This window comes from Staphylococcus marylandisciuri, from assembly GCF_025519785.1.
GTDB classification, from domain to species: domain Bacteria; phylum Bacillota; class Bacilli; order Staphylococcales; family Staphylococcaceae; genus Staphylococcus; species Staphylococcus marylandisciuri.
Window position 1 is genome coordinate 1 of record NZ_JAOPKZ010000015.1, and the last position, 20,020, is coordinate 20,020.

Below are 20,020 nucleotides of genomic sequence, written 5' to 3' on the forward strand. Positions count from 1 at the left end.
ACATTTGTTGTCTGGTGACGATGGCAAGGAGGTCACACCTGTTCCCATGCCGAACACAGAAGTTAAGCTCCTTAGCGCCGATGGTAGTCGGACTTACGTTCCGCAAGAGTAGGACGTTGCCAGGCAAATGATGGAGGATTAGCTCAGCTGGGAGAGCATCTGCCTTACAAGCAGGAGGTCGGCGGTTCGATCCCGTCATCCTCCACCATCTTAAATTAAATATTGCCGGCCTAGCTCAATTGGTAGAGCAACTGACTTGTAATCAGTAGGTTGGGGGTTCAAGTCCTCTGGCCGGCACCATCATTAAGAGCCATTAGCTCAGTTGGTAGAGCATCTGACTTTTAATCAGAGGGTCAGAGGTTCGAATCCTCTATGGCTCACCATTCATTTGCGGGTGTGGCGGAATTGGCAGACGCACTAGACTTAGGATCTAGCGCCTTCACGGCGTGGGGGTTCGACTCCCTTCACCCGCATAAGCAGAAGTAGTTCAGCGGTAGAATACAACCTTGCCAAGGTTGGGGTCGCGGGTTCGAATCCCGTCTTCTGCTCCATTTTTACGCCGGGGTGGCGGAACTGGCAGACGCACAGGACTTAAAATCCTGCGGTGTGTAGAACACCGTACCGGTTCGATTCCGGTCCTCGGCACCATCTATTATGCGCCCGTAGCTCAACTGGATAGAGCGTCTGACTACGGATCAGAAGGCTATGGGTTCGACTCCTATCGGGCGCGTTTTTACGGGAAGTAGCTCAGCTTGGTAGAGCACTTGGTTTGGGACCAAGGGGTCGTAGGTTCGAATCCTGTCTTCCCGATAACGTTTTAAAATGGGGGCTTAGCTCAGCTGGGAGAGCGCCTGCTTTGCACGCAGGAGGTCAGCGGTTCGATCCCGCTAGTCTCCACCATTTTATAATTGAATATGGCGGTGTAGCTCAGCTGGCTAGAGCGTACGGTTCATACCCGTGAGGTCGGGGGTTCGATCCCCTCCACCGCCATTATAAAGTGATAAATCGTATTTAGGACCTTTAGCTCAGTTGGTCAGAGCTAACGGCTCATAACCGTTCGGTCGCAGGTTCGAATCCTGCAAGGTCCATATCATTTGGAGGAGTACCCAAGTCCGGCTGAAGGGATCGGTCTTGAAAACCGACAGGGGCTTAACGGCCCGCGGGGGTTCGAATCCCTCCTCCTCCGCCATTTAATTATTAATATATCATCATGGAGGAATACCCAAGTCCGGCTGAAGGGATCGGTCTTGAAAACCGACAGGGGCTTAACGGCCCGCGGGGGTTCGAATCCCTCTTCCTCCGTATTTTCTATTACCGCGGGATGGAGCAGTTCGGTAGCTCGTCGGGCTCATAACCCGAAGGTCGGTGGTTCAAATCCGCCTCCCGCAATTATTTAAAGGTCCCGTAGTGTAGCGGTTAACACGCCTGCCTGTCACGCAGGAGATCGCGGGTTCGATTCCCGTCGGGACCGCCATTATGGTTCAGTAGCTCAGTTGGTAGAGCAATGGATTGAAGCTCCATGTGTCGGCAGTTCGACTCTGTCCTGAACCATATGTGCCGGCCTAGCTCAACTGGTAGAGCAACTGACTTGTAATCAGTAGGTTGGGGGTTCAAGTCCTCTGGCCGGCACCATCTTCGGAGGGGTAGCGAAGTTGGCCAAACGCGGCGGACTGTAAATCCGCTCCTTCGGGTTCGGCAGTTCGAATCTGTCCCCCTCCACCATTAATAATAGGGACATAGTTCAACGGTAGAATAAAGGTCTCCAAAACCTTTGATGTGGGTTCGATTCCTACTGTCCCTGCCATGGCGGTTGTGGCGAAGTGGTTAACGCATCGGATTGTGGTTCCGACACTCGTGGGTTCGATTCCCATCAACCGCCCTTTCATATTGATGGGCTATAGCCAAGCGGTAAGGCAACGGACTTTGACTCCGTCACGCGCTGGTTCGAATCCAGCTAGCCCAGTTATTGGCGGCATAGCCAAGTGGTAAGGCAGAGGTCTGCAAAACCTTTATCACCGGTTCAAATCCGGTTGCCGCCTCCATGTCTTACGCGGGAGTAGTTCAATTTTTAGAACACGTTCCTTCCCGGAACGAGATATAGGTGTGAGTCCTATCTTCCGCTCCATTAAAATATGCGGGAGTAGTTCAATACTTAGAACATGTTCCTTCCCGGAACAAGATATAGGTGCAAGTCCTATCTTCCGCTCCATTAAATATGCGGGAGTAGTTCAATTTTAGAACACGTTCCTTCCCGGAACGAGATATAGGTGCGAGTCCTATCTTCCGCTCCATCGATTTGCTTCCAATGTGGAAGTTTTTTCTATATTTAATAAGCCGGTGTGGCGGAATTGGCAGACGCGCGGGACTCAAAATCCCGTTCCTTCTGAGGAGTGTCGGTTCGAACCCGACCACCGGTATTTATAGTGATGAATTAAGTATCATAATATACTGAGGCTGGGTCATAATGTAATGTCCCAGTCTCTTTCATCATCTTGGCAGTAGATGACTGATTTGAAAATGCGCTTATATCAAGCTTTTTTCAATTCTAGTCATCCTTGCCGGGGCGGGACTACGAAATCTTTTATTTAAATTAGATTTCTGTCCCGCTCCCTTTTACTTTCTAACTATAGAATATAAATAAAAAGGGCACTCAAATGGCACGAAAGTCTCTAGGTATGTGGCACGTGCCATTTTTTGGCTCTATACTAAATAGGACTGACGACTTCAACCAGTCCTATTTGACAAAGAGCCTTTAAAAAGCGCGTTTGAAATATCCTCTTGCTATTTATCTGACAAGTTACTAAATTGTACAAAAATTGGTTGTTTAACATTTTTGACCTACAGGATGATTAGGGAAGATATATGAATCCGAACATATTATCTCTCGCATAAATTATCTACTTCTTTCAGTAAAAAGTTCCATTAAGTAAACAAGTTGAGAAACTATATGTTCTTTTTGTGATTCCTTCTTTGTTAGAAATATATTGATTAATTCAATTACACCACTTGCAAAGAACTGAATAAATAATTCATAGTCAGGTTGAGTTTTAGTAAGATGTTCTAGCTCTTCCTTCTTTTTGAGCTCATTCGCAATAAACAGTTGTAACTTTTTCTTATACTGATTAGCAATTTGAATGTTAAATAATCGATTAAAGAAAGATTTGTTTTTTTCAAAGTAGTCAAACCAAATTTTTGTTCCTTCTTTTAAACCTAACTCTTTTTTGGCTTCACAAATATCTTCTAATTCTTTAAATTTCTTATCTACGATTGAATCTAATAAATCAAATTTATCCATATAATGTAAGTAAAATGTTTTACGTCCAATCTGAGCTTTATCAGTAATATTTTTTACAGTGATATTATCAAAACCTATAGTATTAAATAATTCGAAGAAACTGTCATTAATTATTTGTCTTGTTTTTACAACTCGTAAGTCCATTTATTAATCTACCTCTCTTATAACCCATATTTTTAAAGGTGAGTATTATTTCTCATTATTTAAATAATATGAATAGTAAATATAAAATTATTTGTTATTATCAGATTATACACAAATGAGTATTACGTATCTATAGAGAATTAAATTATAAAGGAGTTGTAGTTACAATGAAAGAGCAGAATCTTAAATTTAAAACGAGAAATATATATACTACTGGTATCTTAAGAACGCCAGAACAAGCATCTGATAAACCATTACCAACAATAGTCATTATGCATCCTATTAGTAGCGTCAAAGAACAAACTGCAAGTATATACGCAAAACATTTAACTAACGAGGGTTTTGTGACGTTTGTATTTGACGCAGGTCACCAAGGTGAATTACATGAAGAACCAGATTATATTGAGAACCCGTACTATCGTGTAGAGGATGCGAAATATGCAATTGATTTTCTAAATACGTTAGCTATTATCGATAATACACGTATTGGCATCTTAGGTATCTGTGGCGGTGGTGGATACGCTGTCAACGCTAGTCTGACAGATAAACGTATAAAAGCAGTAGGTTCTGTGGTAGGTGCAGATTTCGGGACATTAACTAGAGAAGGGGATTTATCACCGAATGCAGCATTAGATATGTTACACAATCTTGCTAAACAGCGCGAGGCAGAGGCAACAGGTGATGATGTCGCATATACTCAATATATTCCCGATTCTGAAGAACAACGTCAGCAAGCAGGTATTAATGATATCGATATCGAACAAGCTGTCGATTACTACCGTACGGAACGTGGTTATCACGAAAATTCAATCAATCGCTATCGTCTTTTAAGCAATATTGAAGTGGCAGGTTTTGATGCTTATCATTTAGTGGATAAACTATTAGATCAACCACTATATATCGTCGCTGGTAGCGTACCAGGTGGCTTTGGTTCTTACCGTTTTGCATATCATTTATTTGATAACGCATTGACTAAAGATAAAAAGCTTCACATTGTTGACGGGGCCTCTCATTATGATTTGTACGATCAACCGAAAGCTGTGGATGAGGCTTTATCTGGATTAATTCCATTTTATAAAGAGAAGTTATAAAATTTTTATTTTAATTATGATCAATACGTAAAGTTTGTAGATTAAATCATTGCAAACGATGTAGAGACAAAGAAAATGATTGAGTTAAGTATGGTTATTTTATTGTAGAAGCGCTTGACTAATCGTAGGAAAGAGGTCGGTACAAAAGCGTTTAGGATTTGAGCAGGGGGCCCCAACACAGAGAAACTGGTAAACCAGTTTCCGCAAGCACAGCAAGTTGGGGTGGGGCCCCAACACAGAGAAAATGGTACATAATGTAATGTCTCAAGCTCTTTCAACATCTTGGCAGTAGATGACTGATTTGAAAATGCGCTTGTATCAAGCTTTTTTCAATTCTAGTCATCCTTGCCGGGGCGGGACTACGAAATCTTTTTATTCAAAATCGATTTCTGTCCCGCTCCCTTTATTTAATAACAAATTAATTCCTCATAATGAGTAAAATCCTTCTGCTTATTAAGAGGTTTCTCCTCTATTCTAAGCGTTTTTAACAGAAGAGCCTTAACAAATTGTCGTATATGATTATAAATTGATGTTTAAAAGGTAACTATTGCTCTCCTAACAACACTTTAAATCGTTATGATTACAATTTAGGTATTGCAAATGAGACGAAATCAGTGTATGCTATTAAACGTAATTATTTCGATTTGGAGGTTAACATGTTGAAGAGAATATTATTTATACTAAGTGCTTTTATTCTAACTATAGCTTTAACTGGTTGTGGTAAAGAAGATAAAAAGGTCAGTCAAGACAATAAGATGACTATACATACTACTGTCTTTGCTTATAAAAGCTTTGTAGATCAAATTGGCGGTAAATATGTCAATACGAAATCAATCTATCCTGCTGGTGCCGACATTCACTCCTATGAGCCTACTCAAAAGAAAATGACTGATATAGCAAAAGGGGACCTGTTTATTTACTCAGGTGATGATTTAGATCCAGTTGGTAAAAAAATCAGTCAGTCAATTGATAATAAAGATAAGAAGTTAGCTTTAGCTGATAATCTAACTAAAGAAGACCTCTTGAGGGAAGAGGAAGATCATGACCATGAACATGAAGAAGGGCATGACCACGATCATGACCATGACCATTCAGGCACAGATCCACATGTCTGGTTAGATCCTCAATTAGATAAGAAATTTGCTAAACAAATCAAGGATAAACTTGTAGCTAAGGATTCTAAGCATAAAGATTATTATGAGCAAAACTATAAAAAATTAGTTAAAGATCTATCTGATATAGATAAGGATCTAAAAGCAATTACTAAAAATAAAAAACGAGATAAAGTCATTATCTCTCATGATTCTTTAGGGTATCTTGCACATCGTTATGATTTTGAACAAGAAGGTGTTAATGGCATGAATGATGAAGAGCCAAGCCAAAAGAAAGTTATGAAGATGATTAATGATATTAAATCTTCTGATCAACCATATGTCTTATATGAGCAAAATATTCCATCTAAAGTTACAGACGTAATCAGAAAAGAAACTAAAGTTAAACCTTTAGAATTCCATAATTTATCAGTACTAACGAAAGATGAGCAGGATAAAAAACATGTCACTTATCAATCAATTATGAGAGAGAACATTAAATCGTTAGATAAGGCCTTAAATGAATAGAACATGATTTCTTTTTGTAGCTAAATTAGCCAATTTAATTTAGGTGCGAAAACCTAATTTAAACAGGATTGAAGTTAAGCAGTCAAAACTTAATTTCAATCCTTATTTTTTTCTTTCATGTACGTCAAATTTTACGTTGAGGTTTAACACCGAATATTATATTATTAATCTATTAAAATTATGCGGAGGACGAGCAGCTATGTCTGAAACAAGGTTAACTTTTAAACAGTTTTTTATTAATATTTTAAATGCAGTTGGAACGGGAGTGGTTATTGCATTAATACCTAATGCCTTACTTGGTGAATTGCTAAAGTTCTTTAAAGAGGGTCATCCTTTTTTAGAACTCTCTTATCAACTGGTTATAGTTATTCAATCATTTATGGCTTTCATAGTAGGTATAATGGCAGCACATCAATTTAAATTTAGTGGTGCAGGAGCTACGATGGTCGGACTCTCTGCAATGCTTGGATCAGGGGCCATCGTTTACTCTAATAATGCCATCCAATTAAAAGGAATTGGTGACATTATTAACACTATAGTCGTAGTATCAATTGCTTGTGCTTTATTTTTACTACTTAGAAATAAGTTAGGTTCTCTAGAGATGATAATATTGCCGGTCGTCATCCCAATATTAAGTGGTAGCATCGGTTTGTTTACCTTACCATATGTAGGTAAAGTGACTAAGGGTTTAGGCCATCTCATCGCCTCATTTACAGAGCTTAATCCTCTGTTAATGTCCATTCTCATCTGCGTTTCCTATGCTTTGCTTATGGTAACCCCTATTTCTGTAGTAGCCATCGCAACTGCTATAGGATTGAGTGGATTAGGTAGCGGTGCCGCAAATTTAGGAATAGTTGCAGCTTGCGTGACATTTATATTCGGTTCACTGAAGGTTAATAGTATCGGTGTTAATATGGTATTATTCATAGGAGCAGCAAAGATGATGATTCCTGTGTATTTTAAAAATCTTATCATTATGATACCACTAACGATAAATGGTGTTATTGGTGGTCTAGTAGCGTATTTCTTCCAAATTAAAGGGACTCCGATGTCTGCTGGATTTGGTTATACAGGTTTAGTGGGTCCAATCAATGCGTTTAATCGCATGTCAGGGGACGCTACTACAAATATAATTATTCTGGTCTTCGCTTATTTAATAATTCCTTTCGTGAGTGGTTTCTTAGTTCATTCTTTATGTAAACGATTAATAGGGAAATATAACGATGAAATATTTAAATTTGAAATCACAAAGCAGTAGCGCTGAAATTTGATGAGAAGACGGATAATGAGTAATTGGAGGCTGGGACATAATGGTCTTTGACTAGAGAGAAAGAGGCTGGGACATAATGTAATGTCTCAGCCTTTTTCAGCATTTTGGCAGTAGATGACTGATTTGAAAACGCGCTTGTATCAAGCTTTTTTCAATTCTAGTCATCCTTGCCGGGGCGGGACAACGAAATCTTTTTGTTCAAATTAGATTTCTGTCCCGCTCCCTTTAACAATTGAAATGGCATGTCATCATTGATCAACATAATTTGACTCGACCTGCGTTGAAGGGAGTAACGTGGAAATTACTTCAAGCAAGCGAATGTTCACTTATTATTATAAATATTTCACCATTAAAGGACTAAATTGTTTTCTATTAAGCTTTTTATAAATATGTTAAAATTATTCTGCAGTTAATGCAGGGTGGTATGAATTATGGACTTACATCAATTTAAGCAAGATGTTATTGATTATGCACATCAAATCGGCATAGATAGTATCGGCTTTACGACTGCTGATCCATTTGATGAGCTTAAACAAAAGTTAGTAGATTATCATTCTAAGGGTTATGCTTCAGGTTTTGAAGAGTCAGATATACAATTACGTACTGAACCTAAACTATCTTTACCCACGGCTAGATCCATTATTGCCATTGCAGTTGGTTACCCGAATAAGTTGAAAGGCGCCCCTCGTAGTAGACGTGGTGATAGACGCGGTATGTTTGCCCGAGCTTCGTGGGGGCAGGATTATCATAACTTGATGCGTAAACGTCTCGATAAGTTAGCTGAATACATAGAGGAAAGAGTACCAGATGTTGAAATGAAATCGATGGTTGATACTGGAGTTCTCTCTGACAGAGCTGTGGCTGAGCGAGCGGGTTTAGGATACACAGGTCGTAATGGGTTTGTTATTAACCCTGATCTAGGCACCTGGACGTACTTGGGTGAAATGCTTGTAAGCATCCCATTTCCTCCCGATGACCCGCTTATCGATAGTTGCGGTGATTGTACAATGTGTGTTGATCGGTGCCCGACAGGAGCTCTGGTTGGAAATGGTCAATTAAATGCACAGAAATGTATTAGTTTTTTAACTCAAACGAAAGGTTATTTACAGGACGAATATCGCTATAAGATAGGTAACCGTTTATACGGTTGTGATACTTGTCAACAAGTCTGCCCTCGTAATAGAGGGATTAATACACAACATGATGATATCGTCTTAGAGCCAGAAATACTGAAGCCTAGATTAGTACCACTTCTAAAAATGAGCAATAGAGAATTTAAAAATAATTATGGTCACTTAGCAGGAGCATGGCGAGGAAAGAAACCTATTCAGCGTAACGCAATCATTGCTTTAGCGCATTTCAAAGAAGAAACGGCTATACCTGATTTACAAGAGGTAGCTCTTACAGACCCGAGACCTATGATCCGAGGTACAGCTTATTGGGCAATTGGCCAAATTCTAGGTGATGAGGCCAAATTATTTATTGAAGACCATTACAATGAGGAGATAGAAGAAGTGCAACAAGAGATGTTAAAAGGATTAGAAATGGGGAGAAACTAAACATGACAAATCATATAGTGCTTTTTCAACCTGAAATACCTGGCAATACGGGCACGATTGCTCGCACTTGTGCAGGGACTAATACACATTTACATTTAATAAAGCCACTAGGTTTTAGTACAGATGATAAAATGTTAAAAAGAGCCGGTTTAGATTATTGGCATAGCGTGAATATAACTTATCATGAAAGTATCGAGGACTTTTTTGAACATACAGATGGAGAGTACTACTTACTGACAAAATTTGGGAGTAAGGTATATTCAGACTTTGATTTCACCGATACGAGTCTCGAGCATTACTTTATCTTCGGACGTGAAACTACTGGTTTACCTCAATGGGTGAAAGATCAATATCATGACACAGCCTTAAGAGTACCTATCAACCACAATATTAGATCGCTAAATTTATCTAATACAGCTTCATTAATTATTTATGAAGCTTTAAGACAACAAGGCTTTCCGAGTTTGGATCAAGAATTTTAGCACAGTGAGAACCAGTGAAGTACTAACCATGCCCTAGCACTACGTTTATTAGTTTAATATTAAGGGTAAAGGTAGAAATAATGTTAGATGACGTTTTGAAAAGTATTAGAGGAGTGTAATCGATTATGGCAATGAACTTTAAAGTATTAAAAGATCAAGAGTCTGTTGCGACATATACTGCAGATGTATTGAGAAAGCAATTTAATAACAATCCTACTACTATCGCAGGTATTCATCTATCTCATGAATTTGCACCTGTGTTGGATGAATTGAAAAAAGATGTAGATCGCCATGCGGTTGATTTCAGCCAAATTAACGTATTAGATTACGATAATAACCGTTCATTCTACCACGCTTTAGGTGTGCCAGAAGGACAAATCTATGAACTTTCATTCGATGATGATGCTGAAAATTTAATCAGCGAGAAAATTAAAACTAAAGAAAATAAAGGTAAGTTAATCACGCAAGTATGTTCTATCACTCACGAAGGAAAAACTGATGTAAGTGTCCGCAACGGTCTTATGAAGGCGAGAGAAGTTTTCTTAGTTATTACGGGCAGTGATAAGAAGGAAGCTGTACAGAAGTTATATCAAGAAAATGGTAAAACGAGTTATGAACCAGCTGATTTAAAAACGCATCGTATGGTAAACGTTATCTTAGATGAAGCGGCAGCTGAGGGCTTGCCTGATGATGTTAGAGAATACTTCACATATCGTTTTGCTTAAATATTGACTTAGTCATAAAAGAGGTGGCTTTCGTGAAGAACGATAAACAGATAGATGAACAACCAGAAAATGAAATGGTTGATGATTATGAAGACATTGTTGAACTTGGTAAGGAAATGGAGCAAATCTCTGAAGAGAATGACGCAGAGAAGTTAGATAAAGACCATGATTCTACTGTACGTTCCGATTTAGACACATAATTTATATTTTAAATACAATATCTTTATATAAAAAGAGGTAGGGAATAATTATAATTAAGTTAACTAAGTATTTAAACCCTCCTCTTTTTATATATAGCATTTTATGTTCGTCTTACTATATTAAATATTGTTGTGGAGATTTAGTATGTTACATAAATATTGGAAATGGATTATGATAGCAGCGTTTTTAGTTAATTTACTTTCAATTAAAGGTTTTCCTATGGCGATAGGTGCTCTCTATTTGCCTATTTTATTTAAAGTTATTCAAATGCAACTTAACTTATCTAGAGGGTTAGTAGATGACGTTAGCGCTCAAACTTTTATCAAAAGTAATAAAACAGGTGTAGTTATTAGTGTGATTTGTTGCATACTTATAACTGGTATTTTATTCAAGGTGCTCGATGATTTTTATAGCAACTTGCATGGCGTATTAGGCTTTCTAATTACTATTAGTCCCGTTACTCTTGTTATAGGATTAGTGCTATTTGTTTTAACGGCCATTGCGATAGTGCAAGCGGTAAAAGTAGAATTTTCAAGTTCTCAGCCATAAATCATCACTTTTTAGACGGGGTGAAAGCTCGCATAGAAATCTAGCTATAAAAGCGTAAATTGAATCTACAATTCTTTAGCCTGATCGTATGGTAGCCGCTGCAGTCTCATTTGAGTGTGCTAAGATATTAGAATAACTTTTAAAAAATATTAAACTGAATACACTGAGATATTATTTTTTAATTTTATACTTTTTATTTATAGTTGTGGATTTGAAAAATCGATCAGCACTTTGTAGGCGAGTGACAAGAGAGCAATTCCAAGGTGGTAGGCACTGAGAAAGAATCTTTTTAATAGATGATTTCTTAGTGCTTTTTTATAAATGAGAATAAAAGTTGGCTTCGTAAGTGGTTCGAACTGTTAAAAAAGAGTGGCTACAATCAAATTGACTTCACTGTCATATGTTGCCCTAAGCTAGTGAGCAGTCTAATAGTTATCTATTTAGTTATTTAGTGTAAATTAAGGACGAGGGAGCGGGACAGAAATCTTTTTATTCAAATTAGATTTCTGTCCCGCTCCCATTGCAATCTCTTGAGTAATTGATAACGATAATGGTTGGTCTACTCTATTTACAAGGAACACCTCAAATATGAAAGCGTTCTATCTCATGATTGCCCCTATAAAATGAATAATGCTATACTTACAGTAAATAATCAATTAAAGGGGAGAAAATGAATGTCAGTAAGAATTGAACACGATACTTTCGGAGAAATAGAGGTTCCTGCAGATAAATACTGGGGAGCTCAAACAGAACGTAGTAAACGTAATTTCCCTGTAGGTAAAGAGCAGATGCCTATTGAAGTGATCTATGGATTCGCACAACTTAAACGTGCTGCTGCGTTAGCAAACTTTGATTTAGGAAAGCTATCTGAGGCTAAAAAAGACGCGATCGTTTACGCGTGTGACAAGATATTAAATAAAGAATTAGACGACCATTTTCCTTTAGTAGTTTGGCAAACAGGTAGCGGTACGCAAAGTAATATGAACGTAAATGAAGTGGTTAGTTACGTTGCAAATGAGTACCTCAAAGATCATAATAGTGAAGAAAGTATTCATCCTAACGATGACGTCAACAAATCACAAAGTTCAAATGATACATTCCCAACAGCTATGCATGTGGCATTATATGGCGAAGTTGAAGACAAGTTAGAACCCGCACTAAAAACTTTACGTGACACTTTTAAAGAAAAAGAAGATAAGTTTCATGATATTATTAAAATCGGTCGTACGCATTTACAAGATGCCACACCTATTCGACTAGGACAAGAAATTAGTGGCTGGCGCTTTATGTTAGATCGTTGTGAAGAATTGCTTAAGGAATCTAAAGCACATATTCTAAACTTAGCTATTGGCGGTACTGCTGTGGGTACTGGTATTAATGCCCATCCTGAATTTGGAGAGCGTGTGGCACAGCACATTGCTGATAACACAGGTCATCCTTTCGTATCGTCAGACAATAAATTCCATGCTCTAACTGCGCATGATGAAGTAGTGCAATTACATGGTTCTTTAAAGGCCCTTGCTGGTGATTTAATGAAAATTGGTAATGATATTAGATGGTTAGCTTCTGGCCCACGTGCAGGTTTGGCGGAAATTTCTATTCCTGAAAATGAACCTGGTTCTTCCATCATGCCTGGTAAAGTGAACCCTACTCAATGTGAAATGTTGACTATGGTAGCTACTCAAGTTATGGGTAATGACACAGTCGTTGGATTCGCTAGTTCACAAGGGAATTTCGAATTAAACGTGTACAAGCCGGTTATTCTTCACAATACATTACAGTCCATTTACTTACTTGCTGACGGCATGGAAACATTTAATAAAAATTGTGCGGTTGGTATAGAGCCGATCGAAGAAAATATAGACAATTATTTAAATCAATCACTCATGTTAGTTACTGCTTTAAACCCACATATAGGTTATGAAAAAGCAGCTCAAATTGCTAAAAAAGCTCATAAAGAAGGTTTAACACTCAAAGAATCTGCTATTCAAAGTGGCTACTTAACTGAGGAACAATTTGAAGAATGGATCAATCCAGAAGATATGGTAGAACCGAGATAAATCAATCATCTCCTTTTTAAAAACTATTTAAATGAGAAATACGGGAGCGGGACAGAAATCTAAGTTGAATAAAAAGATTTCGTAGTCCCGCCCCGGCAAAGATGACTAGAATTGAAAAAAGCTTGGTACAAGCGCATTTTCAAATCAGTCATCTACTGCCGAGATGTTGAAGAGGCTGGGATTTATGTCCCAGCCTCTTTCTCTCTAGTTAAAGACCTTTAGGCCCAAGCCTCGTTTGTATCCTTAATATTTAACGCTATGATAATAACTATAGGATATAATTTATGAAGCACTCAACGTAGTATTTCTTTAAAAATGAGTAGGTAATACCATATCATCAGCGCGTCGGCTTTTAAATCTTTAATGGTGACGGGGAGAGACCGCTCAATTAATTGGCTCATCATCTAAACTGACTGAAATTAATTCTCGGGTGAAAGGGTGTATGAGTTCAACGCGATGGCTGTATAATTGTAATTGGCGCAGTGTTGAATTGCCATAGACTGGATCACCGAGTACCGGGTAGCCCATTTCGGCCAAATGAACTCTGATTTGATGCGTACGTCCTGTATCAAGTTTGAGATCTAATTGGCACACGTTTTCTTCTAACATTTCAGATTTAAGAATATGCGTTATAGCACGTTGACCTGTGGAAGATACACGTCTCTTATTAGATTTAAATTTATCTTTACCTATAGGAAGGTCAATAGTCTGAGGTTTGACTGGTAGTAAGGATTTGACTTTAGCTCTATAGATGCGATCGATCTCATTCTCTTCTAGCATGCGATCAAGTAATTTTTTCATTAGAGGATTTTTAGCTACGATTAAGAGACCAACAGTTTCTTGATCAAGTCTATGTATCGGTTCTACATAATCGCTATCTACCGTATAAATAATATGGTTCATTAAAGTATTACTTTCTTTTAAATCATTCGGATGCGTCTTTACGCCTTTAGGTTTTAATACGATTAACATATCTGCATCTTCGTAATAAATTTGTGCGTATCTATAACTTGGAAGATAATTGCTTTTATCTTGTGGAGTAGGTATAAAAGCGACATCGTTAGTGTGAACAACATCAGTTAGTTTTGCTTCTTTATCATTTATAGTGATATCTTTTGACATGTTAAGTAAGTGCAATTCTTTCTTAGGTAGATGTAGAGATTTAAAGAGTTCTCGTAGAGTCATACCATTAAAAGCTTCGGCGATTGTAATCTTCATATTATATTCACTCCTCAATTCATCTTAACCATCATATCACATTCATATTATGAACTAAATTACATTTTCATGAGTTATTGTTATGTAATATACTAGAAAAGAAATAGTTTTAGATAAATGGAGCGATACTATGGAAAAACCAACACGGTTAGCTTTATTGAAAGATGTAGCTGAATTCCTGAATGAGGAAACTGAAATGAAAAGTATGTTAGATGGTGCGTTACAATCATTGATTAGCGGTAGTGATTTTTCTACTGGTTGGATCTTCTTTATCAATCAACACGGCGAGCACGAATTGGTAAGTGATTACCATTTACCAGGCGCTCTTCTTAAATGCAATTGTGCATATATGAAAGAAGGTAGCTGTTGGTGTGTACAATCATATGAAAATGGAAAGTTAACTAAAGCTTCTAATATCATTAACTGTTCTAGAATTAATCAAGCTAATCAAGTGTACTATAGAGAAACGGATGATATTACCCACCATGCTACTGTACCGCTTCGTTCCGGGGAAGAACAATTCGGATTACTGAACGTCGCGACTCCGAATACGGTCTCATATTCTGATGAAGATTTAGAATTACTGGAATCGGTAGCTTTCCAAATAGGATCAGCGATTAAACGTATTACGCTAACAGAACAAGAGAAAGAAGCGGCTCGTTTAAGTGAGAGAAATAGGTTAGCACGTGACCTACATGATTCAGTTAATCAAATGCTGTTTTCAGTAAAGGTAACCGCACATGCGGGGCAAGAACTGAAAGATATTAAACGGGCACAACAAACCTTTGGAGTTATAGAGCAGACGACTCAAAAAGCAGTTAATGAGATGCGAGCTCTCATTTGGCAATTAAAACCTGTAGGGTTAGAGCATGGTCTAATACATGCACTACATGAATATAGCGAGATGCTTAATTTACAGTTACAGACAGAGGTTGAGGGCTTAATTAATTTATCTAGCACTATAGAAGAACATATTTATCGAATTCTTCAAGAAGCGGTAAATAATGTTAAGAAGCACACTGATTCAAACCAAGTGGTGCTTAAACTATCTCAAATTTCTGGAATACTTTCGATCACGGTGACGGATAAAGGTAGAGGGTTTGATACTAATCAAATCAACGATATAGGTTCTCATGGTATAAATAACATGTGGCAAAGAGCTCAAATGTTGAATGCTAAATTTAATGTAACCAGTGATAGGAGAGGTACACAGGTCTCATTACAAGTGCCGCTAGATCAACAATAAAGGAGTAAGTTAAGATGTATAAAGTAATATTAATCGATGACCATTACATAGTAAGGCAAGGATTAGAATTTTTACTTTCTACAGTTGAAGATTTAGAGATCATTAAAGGATTTTCAAATGGTGAAAGCTTCGTATCTTACGTGGAACAACAAGGCGCACCTGATCTCATATTACTTGATTTAGTTATGCCAAATATGAATGGAATTGAAATTACTGAGTGGATGAAAGCTAACTATCCAGATTGTAAAATCTTAGTATTGACCAGCTACGCGGATGATGAACATGTCATCTCAGCTTTAACCAAAGGCGCTGATGGTTATGAAATGAAAGATGTAGAACCTGAAAATTTAATAAATACTATCTATAAAGTACTTAAAGGTGAGAAAATTATTCATCCATTAGCACAACAAGTTATAGATGAACGAGATGCCAAACCCCATTTTACTAATAAATTATCTAAAAGGGAAACTGAGGTATTAGCTGAAATGGTCAAGGGCAAGACTAATAAAGAAATCGCACAAGCGCTATTTGTGTCAGAGAAAACAGTTAAGACTCATGTCAGCCATATCTTTACTAAGTTACAGGTAACTGATCGTACTCAAGCTGCTATTTATGCTATTGAGAATAAATTAATTTGAGGAGGGGCCCCAACAAAGAGAAACTGGTAAACCAGTTTCAACAAGCAATGCGAGTTGGGGTGGGCCCCAACAAAGAGAAACTAGGACATAATGTAATGTCTCAACCTTTTTCAGCATCTTGGCAGGCAGTAGATGACTGATTTGAAAATGCGCTTGTATCAAGCTTTTTTCAATTCTAGTCATCCTTGCCGGGGCGGGACTACGAAATCTTTATATTCCAATTAGATTTCTGTCCCGCTCCCAACAAGCACAGCGAGTTGGGGTGGGGCCCCAACAAAGAGAAACTGGAATATAAAGGGCTTTGACTAGAGAGAAAGAGGCTGGGAGATAAATCCACGCCTCTTCAACATCTCGGCAGTAGATGACTGATTTGAAAACGCGCTCGTATCAAGCTTTTTTCAATTCTAGTCATCTTTGCCGGGGCGGGACTACGAAATCATTTTATTCAAATTAGATTTCTGTCCCGCTCCCTCTTTAACATCTCGGCAGTAGATGACTGATTTGAAAACGCGCTTGTATCAAGCTTTTTTCAATTCTAGTCATCTTTGCCGTGGTTGGACTACGAAATCTTTTTATTCAAATTAGATTTCTGTCCCGCTCCCGAATCGTGAGCGTGTCGGTCGACAATCCTGCTTTTGGTATACCATTAATAGATTTCCAAGAGCACAGAAACTTTGCTGTTTCAACCTCTGCAAGAGAAAGCTTTTGTGGTGCCAATACTATTAACGCAAACAAATCCTCCTGCCCTTAAACAGAATAAACTGATAGCTAATGAATTAAGGTTATTTCGTTAATTGTGTAAGGTTGGCAATAGTAAATATCATTTGATCAGTACAAAGTTTTCTTGGCAGATAAGTGAAAAGACAGCTCTTAATGAATTCACTAAAGTTATTCAATGTCTGATCGAGACGCTCTTAACATATTTAGCGCCCAACCAATTGTTCATATAAAATTAAATATTATTGAATAATTTACAGTGATTTATAGCGAGAAATAGGCTATAATAAATACTGATGTTTTAAAGTAATGAGTAATACACCTATTTTTGAAATGTACTTCATATAAAGGCTAATAATACCTTTATAACTTGAGCGTAAACATTTTCCAAATATCTTATGAGTGATGAAAAATTTCGATAATTACGTAATTTTAAGTTTTATCGTGAAAATTAAATTCTCTCTTTTAATTTTATTAAAGATATATTAAGATGTTATTTGTGTTTTAAGAAGTGTGTATTATTGCAATTCTTAGGTTCGGATAAAATATAGTATGAAAGGTAGATTTTAAGTAATGGATAGACAGAATTTTACAGATTTAATTCAATCAAAATTTAAAATGGTACGTATTGAAGCCGGTTATACCCAAGATACTATGGCGCAAACTATAGGTCTTTCAAAGAAGACACTTGTTCAAATAGAAAAAGAACGAGTATTACCTAATTGGACAACATGTGTATCTATATGTGCCTTATTTAGAGACTCTGATGTGCTTAATAGCGCTTTTGGTTGTGATCCATTAGAAATGGTACAAACGATTTCAAGAAGTCACTGTGCCTACCCTAATCATCCAACAACGAGTGATATCTACTGGCGTACAGTTGAAAATAGAAATGGCTTCATCTTACAAAGCAATAAAGTCAGCGAACTTTATCGTGTGCTTAATCAAGATACACAACCTATTTTTGGTACATCTAAATTAAGAGAAGCAGAAACATACTTTAATCGCGTTGCTAAAGAAGAACTAGCGCACGTATAAATCCTATAATAGCTGAAGTCGGGATAAAAGCGTTTAGGATTTGAGCAGGGGGCCCCAACAAAGAGAAACTGATTCATCAGTTTCACCAAGCAATGCAAGTTGGGGTGGGGCCCCAACACAAAGAAACTGGTTCATCAGTTTCAACAAGCACAGCGAGTTGGGGTGGGGCCCTCCAAAGAGAAATTGGGACATAATGATCTTTGACTAGAGAGAAAGAGGCTGGGAGATAATGTAATGTCTCAACCTCGAGGGTGAAAGATGCATTGTTCACAAGTTCGTTTGCTCATTTGGGCATTGGGTAACAGGTTTTATTATAGAATATTTATTTATTAGTGTGATAGAGTAATGATAAGTACATAAATATTTTTAAATAGGAGTGAGATGACGAATCTAGGTAAAGGGGAGGTTCAATCTCACTCCTTTTAACTCGGAAAGAAGGTGCTAAAATCTTGCATGCAATAGTCCTTATTTTATTTATGGTTGTTATCGGCGCTGTGATTGGTGGTATAACGAATATGATTGCAGTCAGAATGTTATTTCACCCATTTAAGCCGTACTATTTGTTTGGTCTACGTTTACCATTTACTCCAGGATTGATACCCAAACGTAGAGAGGAAATTGCTACTAAGATAGGGCAAGTTATAGAAGACCACTTATTAACTGAAACATTAATTAAGTCTAAATTAAATGAACCATCAACTCGTGACTCTATTAACGAGATACTATTCAAACAAGTTCAAAAATTAAAACGTGATAATGTGAGCATTCAGTATTTTGCAAATAAGTTGGATATCAATGCAGCTGAGGTTTTATCTGACAGGGCAACACAGTTAGCACAATCTAAGATTGATGCTTTTTACAACACACATCAAGAAGATAAAATAGAGGACATTTTACCAGATAAATTAATAACTTATGCGGATGATAAGATTGCTAATGTTTCAGATTTACTATTTTCCAGAGCTAGGGTTTATTTGACCTCTGATAAAGGGGTAGAAGATATCAACAGCATGCTTGATACTTTCTTTCAAGAAAAAGGAAAAATTATAGGATTACTTCAAATGTTTATGACGAAAGAGCATATCGCAGAACGCATTCGTTCGGAGCTCATCCGTTTAACCAATCATCCTAAAGCTAGACAGATTGCCCGTCAAGTTATCGATAATGAGTATGAGACCTTTAAATCAAAAACGCTAAAGGAACTCATCTCAAAAGAGAAGTTCGATGATTTAGGAGAATCTTTTATAGCGTTAATGATAGAGTATATTGATATTGATGAGAAAACGACTCAGCCGTTGAATCAAGTTATGCCTTCATTAATTAGACTGGTAGAGGAGAACATCACGGAACATTTAACTTCTATAATTATAGATAACGTTTCAACTCAAATTTCACCGATTATGCAGCGAATTAATTTGAGAGGCATGATAGAACAACAAATCAATACTTTTGATCTAGACTATATAGAGCGATTAATCATTGAAATTGCGAATAAAGAGTTAAAACTTATTATGTTACTCGGTTTCTTATTAGGTGGAATTATAGGTTGTCTTCAAGGCGTAATAGCTATCTTTGTGTAACTTATTAAAGTATGTTATTGTATTATCGATGTGGTAACAACACAGATCACAAAAAGGAGTGTAACAAAATGGCAGTAAATTTATACGATCATGCAAATCAATTAGAACAAGCTTTAAGAGAAAGCGATGAATACAAAGCGATTAAAGACGCTTACGAGAAAGTGAAAGAAAACGATGAATCAAAGAAATTATTTGATGAATTTCGTGAAACTCAAATGAATTTCCAACAAAAACAAATGCAAGGTGAAGAAATAGGCGAAGAAGAGCTTCAAAAAGCTCAAGAGCAAGCTCAAGAAATTGAAAAAGACTCAAACATCTCTGAATTGATGTCTGCTGAGCAAAAAATGAGTCAAATCTTCCAAGAAATCAATCAAATTATAGTTAAACCTTTAGACGAAATTTACGCTGACTAATTACCAATTGAAATAATTGAGAGTCATCATGCCATCCCATTCTTATTGATTATGGGGTGGCTCTCTTTATATCGACCACTTCTGTTAGTAGAACTAAAACTATACCTGAGTCAGATATGACTTCTAGTCATTGTGGCCTTTTATCGACGGTCTTTTTGCTGTATGGTAAAATAAT

The 20,020-nt window shown here is 37.3% G+C and carries 18 protein-coding genes, 26 tRNA genes and 1 rRNA gene; 43 read left to right on the forward strand and 2 right to left on the reverse strand.

Translation table 11 applies throughout. From position 1 onward, the window contains the following. Window positions 1-10 precede the first annotated feature (10 nt). The 27 genes from rrf (at window position 11) to N9R04_RS09190 (ending at window position 2,417) form a co-directional block, all read left to right on the forward strand. Window positions 11-125, forward strand: a 5S ribosomal RNA gene (gene rrf / locus N9R04_RS09060). 7 nt (window positions 126-132) lie between these two features. Next, window positions 133-208: transfer RNA gene (locus N9R04_RS09065), tRNA-Val, on the forward strand. Window positions 209-224: 16 nt separating this feature from the next. Further along, window positions 225-300: transfer RNA gene (locus N9R04_RS09070), tRNA-Thr, on the forward strand. A gap of 7 nt (window positions 301-307) precedes the next feature. Further along, a tRNA-Lys gene (locus tag N9R04_RS09075) sits at window positions 308-383 on the forward strand. A gap of 7 nt (window positions 384-390) precedes the next feature. Next, window positions 391-473: transfer RNA gene (locus tag N9R04_RS09080), tRNA-Leu, on the forward strand. Window positions 474-476: 3 nt separating this feature from the next. Then, window positions 477-551: transfer RNA gene (locus N9R04_RS09085), tRNA-Gly, on the forward strand. A gap of 7 nt (window positions 552-558) precedes the next feature. Next, window positions 559-648: transfer RNA gene (locus N9R04_RS09090), tRNA-Leu, on the forward strand. Window positions 649-656: 8 nt separating this feature from the next. After that, window positions 657-730 (forward strand) — tRNA-Arg (locus tag N9R04_RS09095). A gap of 6 nt (window positions 731-736) precedes the next feature. Beyond that, a tRNA-Pro gene (locus N9R04_RS09100) sits at window positions 737-810 on the forward strand. Between the two features lie 14 nt (window positions 811-824). Continuing rightward, window positions 825-900, forward strand: a tRNA-Ala gene (locus N9R04_RS09105). A gap of 16 nt (window positions 901-916) precedes the next feature. Beyond that, window positions 917-990, forward strand: a tRNA-Met gene (locus N9R04_RS09110). Between the two features lie 24 nt (window positions 991-1,014). After that, window positions 1,015-1,088: transfer RNA gene (locus tag N9R04_RS09115), tRNA-Ile, on the forward strand. An 8-nt stretch (window positions 1,089-1,096) separates the two neighbouring features. After that, window positions 1,097-1,189 (forward strand) — tRNA-Ser (locus tag N9R04_RS09120). A 23-nt stretch (window positions 1,190-1,212) separates the two neighbouring features. Then, window positions 1,213-1,302: transfer RNA gene (locus N9R04_RS09125), tRNA-Ser, on the forward strand. Window positions 1,303-1,315: 13 nt separating this feature from the next. Beyond that, window positions 1,316-1,389 (forward strand) — tRNA-Met (locus N9R04_RS09130). A gap of 9 nt (window positions 1,390-1,398) precedes the next feature. Further along, a tRNA-Asp gene (locus tag N9R04_RS09135) sits at window positions 1,399-1,474 on the forward strand. Between the two features lie 4 nt (window positions 1,475-1,478). Then, window positions 1,479-1,551 (forward strand) — tRNA-Phe (locus N9R04_RS09140). 5 nt (window positions 1,552-1,556) lie between these two features. After that, window positions 1,557-1,632 (forward strand) — tRNA-Thr (locus N9R04_RS09145). Between the two features lie 5 nt (window positions 1,633-1,637). Further along, window positions 1,638-1,722, forward strand: a tRNA-Tyr gene (locus tag N9R04_RS09150). A gap of 8 nt (window positions 1,723-1,730) precedes the next feature. After that, window positions 1,731-1,804 (forward strand) — tRNA-Trp (locus N9R04_RS09155). A gap of 2 nt (window positions 1,805-1,806) precedes the next feature. Continuing rightward, window positions 1,807-1,879, forward strand: a tRNA-His gene (locus tag N9R04_RS09160). A 12-nt stretch (window positions 1,880-1,891) separates the two neighbouring features. After that, window positions 1,892-1,963: transfer RNA gene (locus tag N9R04_RS09165), tRNA-Gln, on the forward strand. 5 nt (window positions 1,964-1,968) lie between these two features. After that, window positions 1,969-2,042 (forward strand) — tRNA-Cys (locus N9R04_RS09170). An 8-nt stretch (window positions 2,043-2,050) separates the two neighbouring features. Further along, window positions 2,051-2,125: transfer RNA gene (locus tag N9R04_RS09175), tRNA-Gly, on the forward strand. 9 nt (window positions 2,126-2,134) lie between these two features. Then, window positions 2,135-2,209 (forward strand) — tRNA-Gly (locus tag N9R04_RS09180). A gap of 8 nt (window positions 2,210-2,217) precedes the next feature. Further along, a tRNA-Gly gene (locus N9R04_RS09185) sits at window positions 2,218-2,291 on the forward strand. Between the two features lie 42 nt (window positions 2,292-2,333). After that, window positions 2,334-2,417: transfer RNA gene (locus tag N9R04_RS09190), tRNA-Leu, on the forward strand. 476 nt (window positions 2,418-2,893) lie between these two features. On the opposite strand, the gene N9R04_RS09195 is transcribed toward N9R04_RS09190, so the two are convergent. Beyond that, a complete protein-coding gene (locus N9R04_RS09195; protein ID WP_262856467.1) occupies window positions 2,894-3,439 on the reverse strand; it encodes a TetR/AcrR family transcriptional regulator in 546 nt (181 codons plus the stop codon). 167 nt (window positions 3,440-3,606) lie between these two features. Here N9R04_RS09195 and N9R04_RS09200 point away from each other — a divergent pair, with 167 nt between their 5' ends. The 9 genes from N9R04_RS09200 to fumC all read left to right on the forward strand — a co-directional run bounded on the left by N9R04_RS09200 (window position 3,607) and on the right by fumC (window position 12,995). Further along, window positions 3,607-4,530 carry an alpha/beta hydrolase gene (locus tag N9R04_RS09200; RefSeq protein ID WP_262856468.1) on the forward strand — a complete coding sequence of 308 codons (924 nt, stop codon included), beginning with the start codon at window positions 3,607-3,609 and terminating at the stop codon, window positions 4,528-4,530. 659 nt (window positions 4,531-5,189) lie between these two features. After that, complete coding sequence (locus tag N9R04_RS09205; protein WP_262856549.1) at window positions 5,190-6,149, forward strand: metal ABC transporter solute-binding protein, Zn/Mn family; 960 nt, start codon at window positions 5,190-5,192, stop codon at window positions 6,147-6,149. A gap of 199 nt (window positions 6,150-6,348) precedes the next feature. Next, on the forward strand, window positions 6,349-7,407 hold the full coding sequence (locus N9R04_RS09210) for a PTS sugar transporter subunit IIC (protein WP_262856469.1): 1,059 nt from the start codon (window positions 6,349-6,351) through the stop codon (window positions 7,405-7,407). A gap of 443 nt (window positions 7,408-7,850) precedes the next feature. Continuing rightward, window positions 7,851-8,978, forward strand: a complete 1,128-nt coding sequence (queG, locus tag N9R04_RS09215) for a tRNA epoxyqueuosine(34) reductase QueG (RefSeq protein WP_262856470.1) — start codon at window positions 7,851-7,853, stop codon at window positions 8,976-8,978. 2 nt (window positions 8,979-8,980) lie between these two features. Next, a complete protein-coding gene (gene trmL, locus N9R04_RS09220; RefSeq protein WP_262856471.1) occupies window positions 8,981-9,460 on the forward strand; it encodes a tRNA (uridine(34)/cytosine(34)/5-carboxymethylaminomethyluridine(34)-2'-O)-methyltransferase TrmL in 480 nt (159 codons plus the stop codon). A 125-nt stretch (window positions 9,461-9,585) separates the two neighbouring features. Then, window positions 9,586-10,185, forward strand: coding sequence for a 6-phosphogluconolactonase (locus N9R04_RS09225; RefSeq protein WP_262856472.1), 600 nt, complete (start codon window positions 9,586-9,588; stop codon window positions 10,183-10,185). Window positions 10,186-10,217: 32 nt separating this feature from the next. Beyond that, window positions 10,218-10,385 carry an SAS053 family DNA gyrase inhibitor gene (locus N9R04_RS09230; protein WP_262856473.1) on the forward strand — a complete coding sequence of 56 codons (168 nt, stop codon included), beginning with the start codon at window positions 10,218-10,220 and terminating at the stop codon, window positions 10,383-10,385. 145 nt (window positions 10,386-10,530) lie between these two features. Next, a complete protein-coding gene (locus tag N9R04_RS09235; RefSeq protein ID WP_262856474.1) occupies window positions 10,531-10,935 on the forward strand; it encodes a hypothetical protein in 405 nt (134 codons plus the stop codon). Window positions 10,936-11,609: 674 nt separating this feature from the next. Continuing rightward, entirely contained in the window at window positions 11,610-12,995 is a 1,386-nt protein-coding gene (gene fumC / locus N9R04_RS09240; protein WP_262856475.1) for a class II fumarate hydratase, read from the forward strand. Between the two features lie 384 nt (window positions 12,996-13,379). Here fumC and N9R04_RS09245 read toward each other — a convergent pair whose 3' ends face one another. After that, entirely contained in the window at window positions 13,380-14,213 is an 834-nt protein-coding gene (locus tag N9R04_RS09245) for an RluA family pseudouridine synthase (protein WP_262856476.1), read from the reverse strand. A gap of 130 nt (window positions 14,214-14,343) precedes the next feature. Here N9R04_RS09245 and N9R04_RS09250 point away from each other — a divergent pair, with 130 nt between their 5' ends. The 7 genes from N9R04_RS09250 (at window position 14,344) to N9R04_RS09280 (ending at window position 19,845) form a co-directional block, all read left to right on the forward strand. Continuing rightward, complete coding sequence (locus N9R04_RS09250; RefSeq protein WP_262856477.1) at window positions 14,344-15,459, forward strand: GAF domain-containing sensor histidine kinase; 1,116 nt, start codon at window positions 14,344-14,346, stop codon at window positions 15,457-15,459. A gap of 14 nt (window positions 15,460-15,473) precedes the next feature. Next, window positions 15,474-16,097, forward strand: coding sequence for a response regulator (locus N9R04_RS09255; protein WP_262856478.1), 624 nt, complete (start codon window positions 15,474-15,476; stop codon window positions 16,095-16,097). Further along, window positions 16,094-16,237: a hypothetical protein gene (locus N9R04_RS09260; RefSeq protein ID WP_262856479.1), complete on the forward strand. Its 144-nt coding sequence runs from the start codon at window positions 16,094-16,096 to the stop codon at window positions 16,235-16,237. Before N9R04_RS09255 ends, N9R04_RS09260 begins: the two co-directional genes overlap by 4 nt. Before the next feature lie 467 nt (window positions 16,238-16,704). Then, window positions 16,705-16,848, forward strand: a complete 144-nt coding sequence (locus tag N9R04_RS09265) for a hypothetical protein (protein WP_262856480.1) — start codon at window positions 16,705-16,707, stop codon at window positions 16,846-16,848. A 539-nt stretch (window positions 16,849-17,387) separates the two neighbouring features. Then, window positions 17,388-17,852 carry an XRE family transcriptional regulator XdrA gene (gene xdrA, locus N9R04_RS09270; protein ID WP_262856481.1) on the forward strand — a complete coding sequence of 155 codons (465 nt, stop codon included), beginning with the start codon at window positions 17,388-17,390 and terminating at the stop codon, window positions 17,850-17,852. Between the two features lie 449 nt (window positions 17,853-18,301). Next, window positions 18,302-19,432 carry a DUF445 domain-containing protein gene (locus N9R04_RS09275; RefSeq protein ID WP_262856482.1) on the forward strand — a complete coding sequence of 377 codons (1,131 nt, stop codon included), beginning with the start codon at window positions 18,302-18,304 and terminating at the stop codon, window positions 19,430-19,432. Window positions 19,433-19,500: 68 nt separating this feature from the next. Then, on the forward strand, window positions 19,501-19,845 hold the full coding sequence (locus tag N9R04_RS09280; RefSeq protein ID WP_262856483.1) for a YlbF/YmcA family competence regulator: 345 nt from the start codon (window positions 19,501-19,503) through the stop codon (window positions 19,843-19,845). Window positions 19,846-20,020: the final 175 nt, after the last annotated feature.